The sequence below is a fragment of the Dietzia kunjamensis genome (assembly GCF_045689975.1).
Lineage (GTDB): Bacteria > Actinomycetota > Actinomycetes > Mycobacteriales > Mycobacteriaceae > Dietzia > Dietzia kunjamensis.
On sequence record NZ_CP143297.1, the window covers coordinates 3,399,261 to 3,413,315 of the forward strand.

General features: G+C 69.0%; 13 protein-coding genes. 4 read left to right on the forward strand and 9 right to left on the reverse strand.

Going from position 1 to position 14,055, the window contains the following annotated elements; genetic code table 11:
- Positions 1 to 7 precede the first annotated feature (7 nt).
- Positions 8 to 718: a GntR family transcriptional regulator gene (locus tag VZF99_RS15935; RefSeq protein ID WP_007627198.1), complete on the forward strand. Its 711-nt coding sequence runs from the start codon at positions 8 to 10 to the stop codon at positions 716 to 718.
- A gap of 251 nt (positions 719 to 969) precedes the next feature.
- Here the strand turns inward: VZF99_RS15935 and fadD5 are convergent, their stop codons facing one another.
- The 5 genes from fadD5 to VZF99_RS15960 all read right to left on the reverse strand — a co-directional run bounded on the left by fadD5 (position 970) and on the right by VZF99_RS15960 (position 7,292).
- Entirely contained in the window at positions 970 to 2,562 is a 1,593-nt protein-coding gene (gene fadD5, locus VZF99_RS15940) for a fatty-acid--CoA ligase FadD5 (protein ID WP_407335325.1), read from the reverse strand.
- A gap of 59 nt (positions 2,563 to 2,621) precedes the next feature.
- Positions 2,622 to 3,413 carry an enoyl-CoA hydratase gene (locus VZF99_RS15945; protein ID WP_407335326.1) on the reverse strand — a complete coding sequence of 264 codons (792 nt, stop codon included), beginning with the start codon at positions 3,411 to 3,413 and terminating at the stop codon, positions 2,622 to 2,624.
- Positions 3,410 to 4,396, reverse strand: a complete 987-nt coding sequence (locus tag VZF99_RS15950) for a nitronate monooxygenase family protein (protein ID WP_174705796.1) — start codon at positions 4,394 to 4,396, stop codon at positions 3,410 to 3,412. Before VZF99_RS15950 ends, VZF99_RS15945 begins: the two co-directional genes overlap by 4 nt.
- A 313-nt stretch (positions 4,397 to 4,709) precedes the next feature.
- Positions 4,710 to 5,789 (reverse strand): oxygenase MpaB family protein, encoded by a 1,080-nt coding sequence (locus VZF99_RS15955; protein WP_407335327.1) that lies wholly within the window; start codon positions 5,787 to 5,789, stop codon positions 4,710 to 4,712.
- 6 nt (positions 5,790 to 5,795) lie between these two features.
- Positions 5,796 to 7,292, reverse strand: a complete 1,497-nt coding sequence (locus VZF99_RS15960; protein ID WP_407335328.1) for an aldehyde dehydrogenase family protein — start codon at positions 7,290 to 7,292, stop codon at positions 5,796 to 5,798.
- Between the two features lie 134 nt (positions 7,293 to 7,426).
- On the opposite strand from VZF99_RS15960, the gene VZF99_RS15965 reads away from it, so the two are divergent.
- The 3 genes from VZF99_RS15965 (at position 7,427) to VZF99_RS15975 (ending at position 9,985) form a co-directional block, all read left to right on the forward strand.
- Positions 7,427 to 8,569 (forward strand): acyl-CoA dehydrogenase family protein, encoded by a 1,143-nt coding sequence (locus tag VZF99_RS15965; protein ID WP_407335329.1) that lies wholly within the window; start codon positions 7,427 to 7,429, stop codon positions 8,567 to 8,569.
- Positions 8,566 to 9,069 (forward strand): DUF4334 domain-containing protein, encoded by a 504-nt coding sequence (locus tag VZF99_RS15970; RefSeq protein ID WP_407335330.1) that lies wholly within the window; start codon positions 8,566 to 8,568, stop codon positions 9,067 to 9,069. The genes VZF99_RS15965 and VZF99_RS15970 overlap by 4 nt, the downstream gene beginning before the upstream one ends.
- Before the next feature lie 115 nt (positions 9,070 to 9,184).
- Positions 9,185 to 9,985: an LLM class F420-dependent oxidoreductase gene (locus VZF99_RS15975; RefSeq protein WP_407335331.1), complete on the forward strand. Its 801-nt coding sequence runs from the start codon at positions 9,185 to 9,187 to the stop codon at positions 9,983 to 9,985.
- A 200-nt stretch (positions 9,986 to 10,185) separates the two neighbouring features.
- Here VZF99_RS15975 and VZF99_RS15980 read toward each other — a convergent pair whose 3' ends face one another.
- The 4 genes from VZF99_RS15980 to VZF99_RS15995 all read right to left on the reverse strand — a co-directional run bounded on the left by VZF99_RS15980 (position 10,186) and on the right by VZF99_RS15995 (position 13,791).
- Complete coding sequence (locus VZF99_RS15980) at positions 10,186 to 10,410, reverse strand: hypothetical protein (protein WP_120285617.1); 225 nt, start codon at positions 10,408 to 10,410, stop codon at positions 10,186 to 10,188.
- A gap of 6 nt (positions 10,411 to 10,416) precedes the next feature.
- A complete protein-coding gene (locus VZF99_RS15985) occupies positions 10,417 to 11,364 on the reverse strand; it encodes a carbohydrate ABC transporter permease (protein ID WP_407335332.1) in 948 nt (315 codons plus the stop codon).
- The gene (locus VZF99_RS15990; protein WP_067720075.1) at positions 11,361 to 12,350 is read right to left on the reverse strand and encodes a carbohydrate ABC transporter permease; all 990 of its coding nucleotides are present in this window, start codon (positions 12,348 to 12,350) and stop codon (positions 11,361 to 11,363) included. The genes VZF99_RS15985 and VZF99_RS15990 overlap by 4 nt, the downstream gene beginning before the upstream one ends.
- 172 nt (positions 12,351 to 12,522) lie before the next feature.
- Complete coding sequence (locus VZF99_RS15995) at positions 12,523 to 13,791, reverse strand: ABC transporter substrate-binding protein (RefSeq protein WP_096906373.1); 1,269 nt, start codon at positions 13,789 to 13,791, stop codon at positions 12,523 to 12,525.
- Between the last annotated feature and the right edge of the window lie 264 nt (positions 13,792 to 14,055).

The following is a 14,055-nucleotide window of genomic DNA, read 5'->3' on the forward strand; positions in this document are numbered from 1 at the left end:
GAATGAGGTGGCGGACGTGGCCCCCACACGACTCGGCCAGCGCCCGCAGCTCTCCGAGGAGGTCGCCGACCACGTGCGGACCCGGATCATGAGCGGCGATGTCCGCCCGGGGTCCTTCATCCGGCTCGACGAGACCGCCTCCGCACTCGGGGTGAGCGTGACCCCGGTCCGGGAGGCACTACTCACCCTGCGCGGCGAGGGCCTCGTCGATCTGGTGCCGCGGCGCGGCTACCTGGTCTCGCCGATGAGCCGCCAGGACATCGAGGACATCTTCTGGCTCCAAGCGGAACTCTCCAAGCGCATCGTCGACCGGGCCATCACCCGCTACGACGCGGAAACTCTCGAGTTCCACGGTCGTCTGATCGACGAATTCGAGAAGGCATCCGCGTCAGATGACACCGACGGCGTGGTGCACGCCCAGTACGCGATCCACCGGTGCCTCAACCGGGCTTCCCGCTCGGACAAGCTGTCCCGGTTCCTGTCCAACGCCGCCCGCTACATGCCCTACCGGCTGTACGCGGACGACCCCGAGTGGCGTGCGGGCGCACTGACGGACAACCGCCGCATGCTCGAGGCGCTGCGTGACGGCGACGTCGAGACGGCCCACGAAGTGGTGGACGCCGAGTTCACCGGTGGCGCGAGTCTGCTCATCGCCCATCTCGAGCGAGCGGGCGTGTGGGACGACGAGCGCGCACCGGAACTCGACCCCGAGCACTGAGTCCCACTTCAGTGATCGGTCCGTCCGCACTCTCCACCTCAGATCGGTGAACAGGATGCGGTAGGTGGCCGTCCGGACCGTCCGGGGAAGTCCGTCGGGCCGCGTGCGAACTCCACGGGAGTCCGAGTTCATCCCGGAACGGTCGCTGCAGGAAGCCGGCGGCCGCGCACCTGTTGATCCGGCCCGACAATAGAGCTGGTGAGCACTTCTCTGCTCTCCCGGAGTGGTCGGACGGGAGCCGGGACACCGGCTCAGACGCCCACGGTGCCGTGCTCGGAACGCAGTGTGCCCTTGACGACCTTGCCGCTCGCATTGCGCGGGAGCTCGTCGACGTGGACCAGATGCTTGGGCAGCTTGAAGCCGGCGAGCTTGTCCCGCAGCCACTCGCTCAGCTCCTCGAGGGTGAGATCGGCGGCGCCGTCCTCCACGTTCTGGGCGACCACCGCGACGGGGACCTCTCCCCACCTGTCGTCCTTGCGGCCGATCACCGCGACCTCGCGAATCCGCGGGTGCCCGGCGATGATGTTCTCCACCTCGGCGCAGTAGATGTTCTCGCCGCCGGAGATGATCATGTCCTTCTTGCGGTCCACGACGTAGACGAAGCCCTCGTCGTCCATGCGGACCAGGTCGCCGGAATGGAACCACCCGCCCTCGAAGGCCTCCGCCGTCTCCTTGGGCTTGTTCCAGTAGCCGGACATGGTGGTGGGACCGCGATAGACGATCTCGCCGACCTCACCTGGGCCGACGGTCTCGCCGAAGGCGTCGACGACGCGGGCCTGGAGGGTCGGGATGACCTTGCCGACGGAGCCGATCTTGCGGATCGCGTCATCACCGTCGAGGGCACAGGTGATGGGGCTCATCTCGGTCTGGCCGAACACCGCGCAGTTCAGGGCGTCCGGGAAGGTCTCGGCCATGGCGCGCAGGATCGTGTCGGTGGACGGGGCCGCGCCCCAGGAGATGGTGCGCAGCACCAGGCTGCGCGGGCGGGCCTGCTGCTCGGCACAGACGGCCTGCCACTGCACGGGGACGAGGAAGATGCTGGTGATCTGCTCGGCCTCGAGGGTGTCCAGGACCGCTGCGGGGTCGAAGGCCTGCAGCGGGTGGACCACCGTGACGCCGCCGAGCTGGAGGCTCGGCGCGATCGAGCCGAGCGCCGCGATGTGGAACATCGGGGCGGCGCACAGTGCGCGCCCGTCCTCGTCGAACAGTCGGAACACCCGGATGCAGGTCAGGGACTGCGCCGTGAGGTTCTCGTAGGAGAGCATCGCGCCCTTGGGGCGGCCCGTGGTGCCCGAGGTGTACATGATGAGCGCGGTGGAGTCCTCGGGGACGTCGACGGGCTCGTGCGGCTGGCCCTCCTCCGCGATCGCGTCCGCGTACGTGGTCTGGTCGGGCGTCCCCGATTCACCGCCGATGACGATGTGGTGGCCCGGCTCCTCGCCCTGGGCGCGGATCGCGCCGACGAGCGGGGCGAGCATCGCGTCGGTGATGACGACCTTCGGCGTGCAATCGCTGACCAGGTAGGCGAGCTCGCCGGGGGTGAGACGGAAGTTCACCGGGACCGCGACGGCACCCAGCTCGTTGATGCCCAGGACCGCCTCGACGAACTCCGGGTTGTTGAGCGTGATGAGCATGACCCGATCGCCCCTGCCCACACCGCGGCGGGCCAACGCGTCGGCGAAGCGGGTGCTGCGATCGTGCAGCTGGGACCACGTGGTGGTCTGGCCGAGGAAACGCAGCGCCTCGGCGTCGGGCTGCATCTCGGCGTGGGTGGCGACCCACGTGTTCCAGTTGTTGCGACGTGCCGCGTGGAGTTCGGCGATGGGATCCGTGGCGGTGGTCATGATCTCGGCCTTTCGTCGGGCGGTGGGTGACGGGAGGGGCAGGTGACAGGAGGGACGGTTCAGGAGAAGTTCGGGCGCCGCTTCTCGAGGATCGAGGAGACGCCCTCGGCGAAGTCGGGGGATATCAGCAGCTCGCACTGGCCCTCGTGCTCCCGGGCCAGGGCCGCGTCCAGCTCGGCGAGCGTGGCCCCGGTGACGGCCCGCTTCGTCAGTTCCAGCGCGCGGCGCGGACCCCGGGCCAGTCGGCGGCCGAGCTTCGCGGCGGCGGGCTTCAGGTCCGCGGTCCGATGCACCTCCATGGCCAGTCCGACGTCGTGGGCCTCCGCGGCGGAGACGGCGTCGCCACGCAGCAGCATGCGCGAGGCGATCGACCGTCCGACGGCCGCGGGCAGCAGCACGCTGGCGCCGCCGTCGGGCATGAGGCCGATGTTGGTGAACGCGAACAGCAGGTAGGCGTCCTCCGACATGAGGACGAGGTCGGAGGCCAGCGCGAGCGAGACGCCCACCCCGGCGGCAGGGCCCGTGACCGCGGCGATCACCGGAGCCGGAACGGTGAGGACCGCGCGGACCAGTGCGGCGGCCCCGGCCATGGTCGCGTCGGGGCTGGGCGCGTCCGCGCCGGCGTCCTTGATCGCCTGCAGGTCAGCTCCGGTGGTGAACGCCCCGCCCTCCCCTGAAAGCACGATGACCCGGGTGCCCGGATCGCTGCCGTGTTCGATGATGAGCTCGGTCAGCGCGGTGACGGTGGGGTGGTCGAGCGCGTTCATCCGGTCGGGCCGGTTGATACTGATCGTGGTCACGCCCAGGTCGTCATGGTCGACCTTGATGGCGTCACGTCCGATCGCGGTCATCGGACCGTCTCCCCCGCCTCGACCATCCCGGCCAGCCTGCCGGTGATGATCTCCTCCGCCTCGGCCATCATCCGGTCGACGAGCTCCGCCGCGGTGGGCACGTCGTGGATCAGACCCTGACACTGGCCGGCGCTCCAGATACCGGCGTCCAGGTCGCCGTCCTCGAAGACCTTGCGTCCGCGGGCTCCGGCGACGAGGTGCTGGATGTCGGAGAACTCGGCACCCTCGGCCTCTTTCGACACGACCTCGGCGGAGACGGCGTTGGCGGCCACCCGCGCGGTGTTGTGCAGTGTCCGGAAGATCAGCTTCGTGTCGAGCTCGGTGTTGGCCACGATCTGTTGTTTGACCTGCTCGGCCACCGGCGACTCGGCCGTGCACATGAAGCGGGTGCCCATGTTGGCGCCGTCGGCTCCCAGCGCCAGTGCCGCCACCATGCCGCGGGCGTCGGCGATCCCGCCAGAGGCGAGGATCGGGATGGACAGCCTCGCCGCCGCGGCGGGGATGAGCACCAGGCCGGGGACGTCGTCCTCCCCCGGGTGGCCCGCGCACTCGAAGCCGTCGATCGATACCGCGTCCACACCGAGCTGCTCGGCCTTGATCGCGTGGCGGACCGAGGTGCACTTGTGGATCACCTTGATGCCGGCCTCGTGGAACACCGGTAGGTGGTCCTTGGGATTGGACCCGGCCGTCTCGACGATCTTCACGCCCGACTCGACGATCGCCTGCCGGTACTCGGCGTACGGGGGCGGAGAGATCGCGGGAAGGATCGTGAGGTTGACGCCGAACGGCTGGTCGGTCATCTCCCGGCAGCGCGCGATCTCCTTGACCAGGTCCTCGGGCGTGGGTTGGGTGAGCCCGGTGATGATCCCCAGCGCGCCGGCCTCGGACACGGCGGCGGCGAGTTCGGCGCGGCCGACCCACATCATGCCGCCCTGGACGATGGGATGACGAACGCCGAACTCCTCGGTGAATCGGGTGCGGATCACGGCTGGACCTCCTCGTAGGTGCCACCGGAGGTGGCCTCAGGAACTGGCATGGGCGACTGATCCCTTCTGCAACCGACCGCGATGACGTCGTCCCTCCAGAACGACCATGGATCCGATCACATATATGTGTAAGTGTCGCTACGCGATGCCCACTGTAGCCGGTGTTATCAAGATCACACCGTGTTCCACCTAACCCGGAAAGCGCACCCATGTGCCCCCCACGCCCTCGTGGGTCACGCACCCTCTCCGGGCATCGGGTTCGGCGTCCCGACGTGCGGAAATCGCGGGGCGCGGCGGCGGTTCCGCCGGGTCAGGCGGCTCCGGTGGAGCCGGCGGCTGGAGCGTGCACGACCGGGCAGGCGACCACCCGGTCGCGCGGCTGGATGGGGCAGGCCCCCAGGTCGGCGGGACGGTAACCCTCCGGGTATCCCGGGTACGTCCGGTTCTCGGTCCCACGGGACCCGAGCTCGCGGCGGCGGACCGGCAGCCACCGCACCACCTTCGACCGCATCCGCAGCGCCGCGTAGGCGGCCTCGCGGAACGCCGGAGGTTGCCACGGGAAGCCGAAGGCGCGGGTCATGTCGTCGTCGATCAGCGCCTGCACGACCTTGCGGACCACCGGCCGGGCCGGCTCCGGATACCAGGAACACATGAGATCGAGCGTGTACGTCCCGATGAGCTCGTTGGCCCGTGCGTAGCGCATGGTGCGCGCCTCGTAGTCGTCCCGCCAGCGCCGGAACTCCCCGATGCCCTGCGGGATCCCCTTGATCTTCATCCGCTCCCCGACTGCGCGGTAGAAGTGGAACGCCGCGAGCCGTTCGTTCGGATGCAGACGCCGCCAGCCGTTCGCATCGATCCACTCGAGCGGTTCGTAGATGAACGTCGACAACACATAGAGCATGTCGTCATTGGTGATCTCGTACATCGCGTGTTGGCGGTTGATCACCCGCAGCGCCTCCTTGCCGCGGGGCGAGTCGTACCCGTGCTCGACCAGCTCCACCATGAGCAGCGCGGTGTCGTCGTACCGCTTCTGCGGGTGATCGCGGAAGTTGCCCGCCTGCTCCAGGACCGCCGACACCGAAGGGATGCAGTAGGTCCGGTACAGCGCCAGCTCGAGCGCCCGCTGGTAGTCCCACGGGAACTCGTACGCGGAGGTGATGCGGTGGATCTCCGCCGCGTCCGCCACCGGATCGAGAGTCGCGATGAGATCACGCCAGTACCAGCGCCCGGGCCTGAACGGGACCCCTGCCGTGAGCGGGTGGTCGACGGCGGCGTCGGCGACGAGGTCGGCCGGGATCGGTCCGAACACCCCGGGCACGGCGGACCGCTCGGTGGCCGCGGCCCTCGTCGTCGTCGTCATCTCCTCGGTTCTCTCGGAGGTGGCGGTCATCTCACCTCACATCCTTCCCTGGACGTTCGCGAGCATCCACTTGACGATCTTGATGTCACGCGGCTTGCGGGTCATGGTCATGAGGTTCAGCGGGGCCGCGAACTTCTGCGCGGTGATGGCCTTGGGGCGGGCGAACTCGCGTAACCCGTCGGCGCCGTGGATACGGCCGAAGCCCGAGTCACCCGAACCGCCGAACGGCAACGCCGGGATGCCGGCGAACGCGAGGAACGAGTTGACCGACACCATGCCCACGTCCAACTTCTCCGCGAGGGCCAGCCCCCGCTTCTTGTTGCCGGTGAAGATCGAACCGCCGAGGCCGTAGCTGCTGGCGTTCGCCTTCTCGATCGCCTCCTCCAGGTCCGCGACAGGGTTGATCACGACGGTGGGGCCGAAGGTCTCCTCGGTGATCGCGGACGAGTTCTCGGGGACGTCGACGAGGACGACCGGCTCGATGATCTTCTCGCCGACCGAGTCCTCGCCGCCGAGTACGGCCCTGCCGCCCTTGGCGATCGCGTCCTTGACGTGCCTGCGGACGATGTCGACCTGCGCCGGCAGCGTCATGGGCCCGTAGCTGGAGGAGATCGAGTTGCCCGGGGTGAGCGCGCGGACCTTGGCCGTGAACTTCTGGACGAACGCGTCGTGGACGTCCGAGTGGACGTAGATCCGCTCCACGCCCGCGCAGGTCTGGCCCGCGTTGCCCATGGCGCCGAAGACCGCCTGGTCGGCGGCCGCGTCGAGATCCGCGTCCGAGTCGACGAGCAGGGCGTCCTTGCCACCGCCCTCGATGACGACCGGCGTGAGCGTCTCCGCGCAGGCGGCCATGACCTTCCGGCCCGTCGCGGCGGAGCCGGTGAACGCGAGCTTGTCGACGCCCGCCCTGCACAACGCCGCGCCCGTCGAGCCGTCACCGGTGATCGTCTGGATGAGCGGCTGGGAGGCGCCCAGCGAATCCCACACCTCCGCCAGCCACACGCCCACACCCGGCGTGAGCTCGCTGGGCTTGAACACCACCGCGTTGCCCGCGGCCATGGCGTAGGACAGCGTGCCCATCGGGGTGAACGCGGGGTAGTTCCACGGGCCGATCGCGCCGACCACGCCGTAGGGGTGATATTCCACGTAGGCGGCCTGGTTGCTCATGAGCAGCCCGGCCGAGACGGAGCGCCGTCGCAGGACCTTGTCCGCGTTCTTGGCCGCCCACTCCAGATGGCTGACGGTGAGCATGACCTCGAGGGTCGCGTCCTCGTCCGGCTTCCCGGTCTCGGCGGAGATCAGGGACGCCAACTCCTCGGCCCTGGACGAGATCGCCCGTTTGTACTCCAGCAGCCACTCACGGCGACCCCGCGGACCCTGGTTCGCCCACCAGCGAGCCGCGGCACGCGCACGCTCCACGGCGAGGGCGACCTCCTCTGGACCGGCGACGGGGTACTCCGCGAGGACGGTGCCGTCGCGGGGGTCCAGGCTCGCGAACGCGGGGCCGGTCTTGCTGGGCTCGGTGGTCGTCATCTGAGGTCCTCTCGTTTCCGATCACATATATTTGATGTAGCGTACCGTGATACGGGCCACAGTAGTCCAGTGTGCACCCAACCGACACCCCGTGACAGATACCGGGACAACCACACAGAAAAACGAGGCGAGAAGTGTTCGACATCCTCACCGATGAGCAGCGTGACTTCGCCAAGTCGATCGATGACTTCTGCGCGCGCGAGGTCGGCGGCGTCGAGAAGCGACGCGAGCTCACCACCGAGGGCGGCACCCACTCGCCGCACATCTACTCCAAGATGGCCGAGCTCGGATGGCTGGGGCTGACCGTCCCCGAGGAGTACGGCGGCTCCGACGCCGGCGCCGTCGAACTGTGCCTCCTGCTCGAGCACTCCCTGCGCGGCCTCGCCCCGATCGGCGGCATCGGCCCCACCCTCATCACGGCCGCCGCGTACCAGAAGTTCGGGACCGAGGAGCAGCGTAAACGCGCGCTCGAGCTGGTCGTGAACGGCGGGACCCTGTCCATCTCGATGTCCGAGCCCGGCGCCGGGTCCGACGTCGCCGCCCTGAGCTGCAAGGCCGAGCGCGACGGCGACGACTGGGTGATCAACGGGCAGAAGACCTGGTGTTCCAACGCCCACTTCGCCGACCGCATCCTGCTCGTCGCCCGCACCGACTCGTCGGGCAAGAAGCACGAGGGCATCACGATGTTCGACGTGCCCGCGGACATCGAGGGCCTGCAGATCACCGGGATCGAGACCATGGGCGGCAAGGAGGTCAACGACCTTTACTTCACCGACGTCCGCCTGCCCGCCGACTCCGTGATCGGAGAGGTCGGCGGCGGCTGGGCGCAGCTCATGACCGGGCTCAATACCGAGCGCCTCATCCTCGCCGCCATGCAGCTCGGCGTGGCCCAGCGGGCGTTCGACGACTGCCTGACCTTCATCAAGGAGCGCGAGCAGTTCGGCCGCCCCGTCGGCTCCTTCCAGGTGCTCCGCCACCGTATGGCCGACCTCGCCACCGAGATCGAGGCCACGCGCCTGCTCGTCTACGCGGTCGCCAGGAAGGTCGACGAGGCCGACCCCACGGCCCTGTTCCCCCGCGAGGCCTCCATGGCCAAGCTCAAGGCGTCCGAGCTGAGCAAGCGGGTCACGCTCGAGTGCATGCAGTCCATGGGCGGATACGGGTACGCCACCGAGTACGGGATGGAACGTCTGGTCCGCCAGGCGGTGGTCTCCACCATCTACGGCGGCACCAACGAGGTCCAGCGGGACATCATCGGCAAGACGCTCGGCCTGTGAGCACCGCCGGGGCGGCCGGCACCGCCGGGACCGCGGGCGCCGCCGCGCGCGAGTTCGAGCTCATCCTCGCGCTCGACACGGTCCCATCGGACCGCGTCTCCGCGCTGTGGGACTCCCTCGAGCCCGCGCGGGTCGACGACATCGCGGGCAGCCGCTGGAAGGGCACCGGCCTGGACACCGGGCACCCCATGTTCGGCATGCTCGGGCAGATGCGCTGGTGGGGCAAGGACTTCACCGAGGCCCGCAAGGTGGACCCGATCCTCGTCACCGACGACTCCGGTGAGGTCGTGCCGGACACCTCGGCGACCGGCGGGGGCGGGGCGTCCCTGTGGGAGGTCTCCTTCCGCGGCCGCCCGACCGCCTCCATGGTGTACGACCGCCTGCCGGTGATCGACCACTTCGCCGTCGTCGGACCCGACACCCTCCTCGCGGTGATGAACGGGCGAGGCACCGTGCACGAGGGCGAGCACTTCTGGTTCTTCCTGGAGCGCGAGCGCTGAGACGCACGGGCCGGGTGCGCGGGGCGGGAGCCTGGCCCGGGTGCGCGGGGCGGGAGCCTGGCCCGGGTGCGCGGGCCGGGTGCACGGGGCGGCGCCACGCCCCACAATGGGGCGCATGACCCCGAACCCCACGCGCCCGGTCCGCATCGCCGTCCAGCTCCAGCCGCAGCACTCGCCGGACTACAAACTGATCCGGGACGCCGTCCGACGCTCCGAAGACGCGGGCGTGGACGTGGTCTTCAACTGGGACCACTTCTTCCCGCTCTACGGTGATCCCGACGGCGCCCACTTCGAGTGTTGGACGATGCTGGCCGCGTGGGCCGAGCAGACCGAACGCGTCGAGATCGGCGCCCTGGTCACCTGCAACACCTATCGCAACCCCGACCTGCTCGCCGACATGGCCCGGACCGTCGACCACATCTCCGGCGGCCGCCTCATCCTGGGCCTGGGCAGCGGATGGTTCGAGCGGGACTACGCCGAGTACGGCTACGAGTTCGGCACCAAGGGCTCGCGGCTCGACGACCTCGGGCACTCCCTCGAGCGGATCGAGCAGCGCTTCGCCACGCTCACCCCCGCCCCGACGCGGGACATCCCCGTGCTGCTCGGTGGCGGCGGTGAGAAGAAGACCCTGCGACACGTGGCCCGCCACGCCGACATCTGGCACTCGTTCGTGGACGTGGAGACCTACCGCCACAAGTCGGAGGTGCTCGCCGGGCACTGCGCGGACGTGGGGCGCGATCCGGGCGAGATCGAGCGGTCGACGGAGATCGGCGGGGCCAGCTCACCCGACGAGGCGAAGCGGCTCGCCGAGGACCTGCACGCCGAGGGCGTCACCCTCTTCACGGTCGGGCTCAACGGCCCCGACTACCCGCTGGACCTGGTCGAGTCGCTGGCGGCCTGGCGCGACGGGCGATAAGCCGGCGCGCCGGCGCTGAACCTGCCCGTCGGCGCCGAGGCTGCCCCTCGGCGCCGGAAATCCGCTACTCCGAATCCGGATCCGCTATCCCGATCGGCGTAGCGAATCCGCATTCCGAGTAGCGGATTTCGGGCTGGATTGGAACCGGGGCGGGCCGGGGCGGGCTGGGGCGGGCGCGTGTCGGCGCGGGCCACGGCGGGTCAGCCCCGCTTGACCGCCCGGTCGACCCGGCGCCACGTCCGGTACGTGTACCCCGACGCCACGAGCATGAGCACCAGCACGAGCGAGGCGAAGATCGACGGTCGCCCGGTGAGGATTAAGCCCACCGCGTTGACCAGCGCCAGCACGGTGAAGAACCCGACGAACCCGCCGATGACCTCCAGCCGCTGCCGGGCACCCAGGGCGTCACCGCCGCTCCGAGCCACCGCCGATCAGCTCTTAAGGCCGCCGGCGGTGAGGCCGGAGATGATCCGCCGCTGGAAGATCAGCACCATGATCACCAGCGGCACGGTGACGAGCGCGCCGGCGGCCATGATCGCCGCGTGCGGCGGCAGATACGGATTGACGCCGGAGAACCGGGCGATCGCCACCGTCACGGGCTCGGTCGCGGTCGTGGACAGCTGCTGCGAGAGCACGAACTCGTTCCACGTGATGATGAACGCCAGGATCGCGGTGGTGAACAGCGCCGGCGCGGCGAGCGGGAGGATAATCTTGATGAACGCCTGGCCGCGGGTGGCACCGTCGACGCGGGCGGCCTCCTCCAGCTCCCACGGCAGATCGTTGAAGAATGACGTGAGCGTGTAGATGGTCAGCGGCAGCGCGAACGAGATGTTGGGGATGATGAGCGCCTGGTAGGTGCCGATCCAGCCGATGTCGGTGAACAGCTGGAACAGTGGCGTCACCAGGGCGACGCCGGGGAACATCGACGCGGCGAGGATGATCCCGGTGACGAGGAACTTGCCCCGGAAGTCGACCCTGGCGAGGGCGTAGGCGGTGAACACGCCGAACGTCAGCGCGAGGGCGGTGGTGATCGAGCTGATGAGCACGGAGTTGATGATCGCGCCCAGGAAGTTGTTGCCGCCGTCCGTGGCCAGCGCCTCGCGGAAGTTGTCGAGCGTGAGGTGCGAGGGCACCGGGCTGGCGGAGAAGATGAACCGGTTGTCGCGGAACGCGGTCACCAGCATCCAGTAGAACGGCGCGAGTCCCCAGATGAGGATGAGCAGCGCGCCGACGTAAGTGCTGATGGTGGGGCCGAGCGGTTTGCGTGGCGGCTTGATGTCCTCGTCGTCGCGGCGCCGGTCGGCGCCGGAGGTCGACGACGACGAGGAGGTCGACGGCGTGGTCGGCGAGGTGCTCGGTTCAGACGCTCGGTGACTCACCGGATCTCCCCCTTCTTGCCCGTGCGATCCTCCACGACGTTCGCGCCGAGGAATTTCACCATGATGTATGCGACGGCGAAGACCAGCAGGAACACAAGTGTCGATATCGCGGAGGCGCTGTTGAAGTTGCCCATTCTCATCTCGTTGACCACCAGCATCGACACGGTCGCGGTGGGCGAGTTGGAGTTGGCCGACACGAGGATGACGGGCAGGTCGTACATACGCAGCGCGTCGAGGGTGCGGAACAGGATCGCCACCATGAGGGCGGGACGCACCAACGGAAGGGTGATGCGGACGAACTGCTGCCAGCGGGACGCGCCGTCCACGCGGGCCGCCTCGTAGACGTCACCGGGGATCATCTGCAACCCGGCGAGGATGAGCAGCGCCATGAACGGTGCGGTCTTCCACACGTCGGCGATGATGATGGCCATACGGGCGTAGAACGGGTCGGTGGTCCAGGCGATGTTCGTGCCCAGGAGGGTGTTGGCGATCCCGTTGGGGGCGAAGATGAAGGCCCACAGTTTGGCCGTGACGGCGGTGGGGATCGCCCACGGGACCAGGACGGCGGCGCGCAGCAGGGAGCGTCCCCAGATGCTCTTGCCCATGACCACGGCCATGGCGAAACCGAGCACCGTCTCGAGGGAGACGGTGGTGACGGTGAAGAACAGCGTGTTGCCCATGGCGGGCCAGAAGTCCACGGACGAGACGCCCGGCGGACAGGTGACGGTGCCGTCGCCGCCGGGAGCGGGGCAGGCCTGCGTCAGCCAGTAGAGGTAGTGCTGGAAGCCGGCGAACCCGCCCTCCGAGAACATGCCCGTGGCCGGGTCCAGGCCGCGGTCGGCCATGAACGACAGGTACACCGCGCGGATGACCGGATACCCGATCACCACCGCGAGGATGGCCAGGGCCGGACCCACCATCCACACCGGCCGCCAGTCGAACTTCTTCTCGACCAGTGGCGCCGGGGACTTCTCGCTCGTCGTCATCGCCTCGCTCCTCGCCGGGTTCGCGCCCGCCCCACCACGGAGACCGGTGGGCCCCGGGAACGTTACCCGGGGCCCACCTGCCCTGGTCCGACAGCCGTCTGCCACCGGACCGTGTGCCGATCACCCGGACCGCGGTGATCGTTGACCTCGTTCGATCACCGTGCTCGGTGAATCACTGTGCCTGTTCGATCGCGGCCGTCATGTCGTTGAGGGCCTGCTCGACGTCCTTCTCCCCGCGAAGCGCCGCGAAGGTGTTGTCCTGGATCGCCTTGGACACGGACGGGTAGAACGGCGTGACCGGGCGCGGCTCGGCGTTGTCGAGCGCCGCCTTCAGCGCCGGCATGTAGGGGAACTCCTGCTGGAGCGCCTCGTCGTCGTAGATCGAGGACAGCACCGGCGGGAACGACTGCTCGGCGAAGCCCATCTGGACGTCCTCGGAGATGATGAACTCGAGGAAGGCCCGCGCGGTCTCCTTGTTCTCGGAGAACACGTTGATCGCGTTGTTGTAGCCACCGAGCGTGGACTGACCGGCGCCGTCCTTGCCGACGATCGGGGCGACCTGGAAGTCACCCTGGACCTGCGACGTGGGGTCGGACTGGCCCGACTCGTACATGTACGGCCAGTTGTAGGAGTACATGGTCTCGCCGGCGAGGAAGGCCTGCGCGGTCTCCTCCTCCGTGAACGCGTCGGTCTTCTGGGGGATGACGCCGCCCTTGTAGGCGTCGACGAGGGCGGTCAGGCCGGCACGCGCCTCCTCGGTGTCGAGCTCGGGCGTCTTCCCGTCCTCACCGACGACCTGTCCGCCCCAGCTGTGGATGAACTGGGTGGCGGCGACGGTCAGACCCTCGTACTGGCTGAGCTGGGTCTGCAGGCAGTCGACGTTCGCACCCTCCGCGGCCTCGCAGGAGGAGACGAGCTCCTCCCAGTTGGCGGGAGCCTCCGGCTGGAGGTCGGTGCGGTAGTACAGGAGCTGGGCGTTGGTGTTCTGCGGCACGCCGTAGAGGGTGCCGTTGTAGGTCGCCGAGTCGACGGCGGCCTCGATCAGCCCGGAGGTGTCGACCTCGGTCTCGTTCTCGATCGGCTGCAGCCACCCGTTAGCCGCGAAGTACGCGGTGTCGGTGACGTCGAGGGCGAACACGTCGTACTCGCCGCTCTCGGTCTGGAGCGACTGCGTCAGGGTGTCGCGTTGCCCGTCCTGCTCGGCCGGCAGCTCGCGGAGGGTGACCTCCTGGTCGGGGTTCTCCGCGTTCCACTGCTCGATGACGGGACGGAGCTTGTCGGTGTCGTTGCTGCCCATCGCGAAGGTGATGGGGCCGACGCCCGAGGTGCCGGCCTGCGCCTGCTCGTCGGATTCATCGCCACCCGATCCACACGCCGTGGATACCAGGGCGACTACGGAGGCGGCCGCCGCCGCCTTGAGGAACCTGCCGTGAACGGCCATGCGCTCTCTCCTACTGTCGTGTCTCGACTCCCCTCGGCGAGTGCCGACGGGGCAGTGGACCGGTGCCGCCTGTGACGCGGGTCTCACTGAGGACCTGCTGAGCGTAACCCACGAGACGGCGGTGGCGCGGGACCACGTGCGGACACGCGACCGACGCGCCGTCGCTCCCGTCACCACGGATGGTCACGGGAGCGAGGTCACAGGAGTCACTCTAGCAACACCCGATCGGGGCGGACGCCGGCGTGCATCGCCGTTTGCACGGGC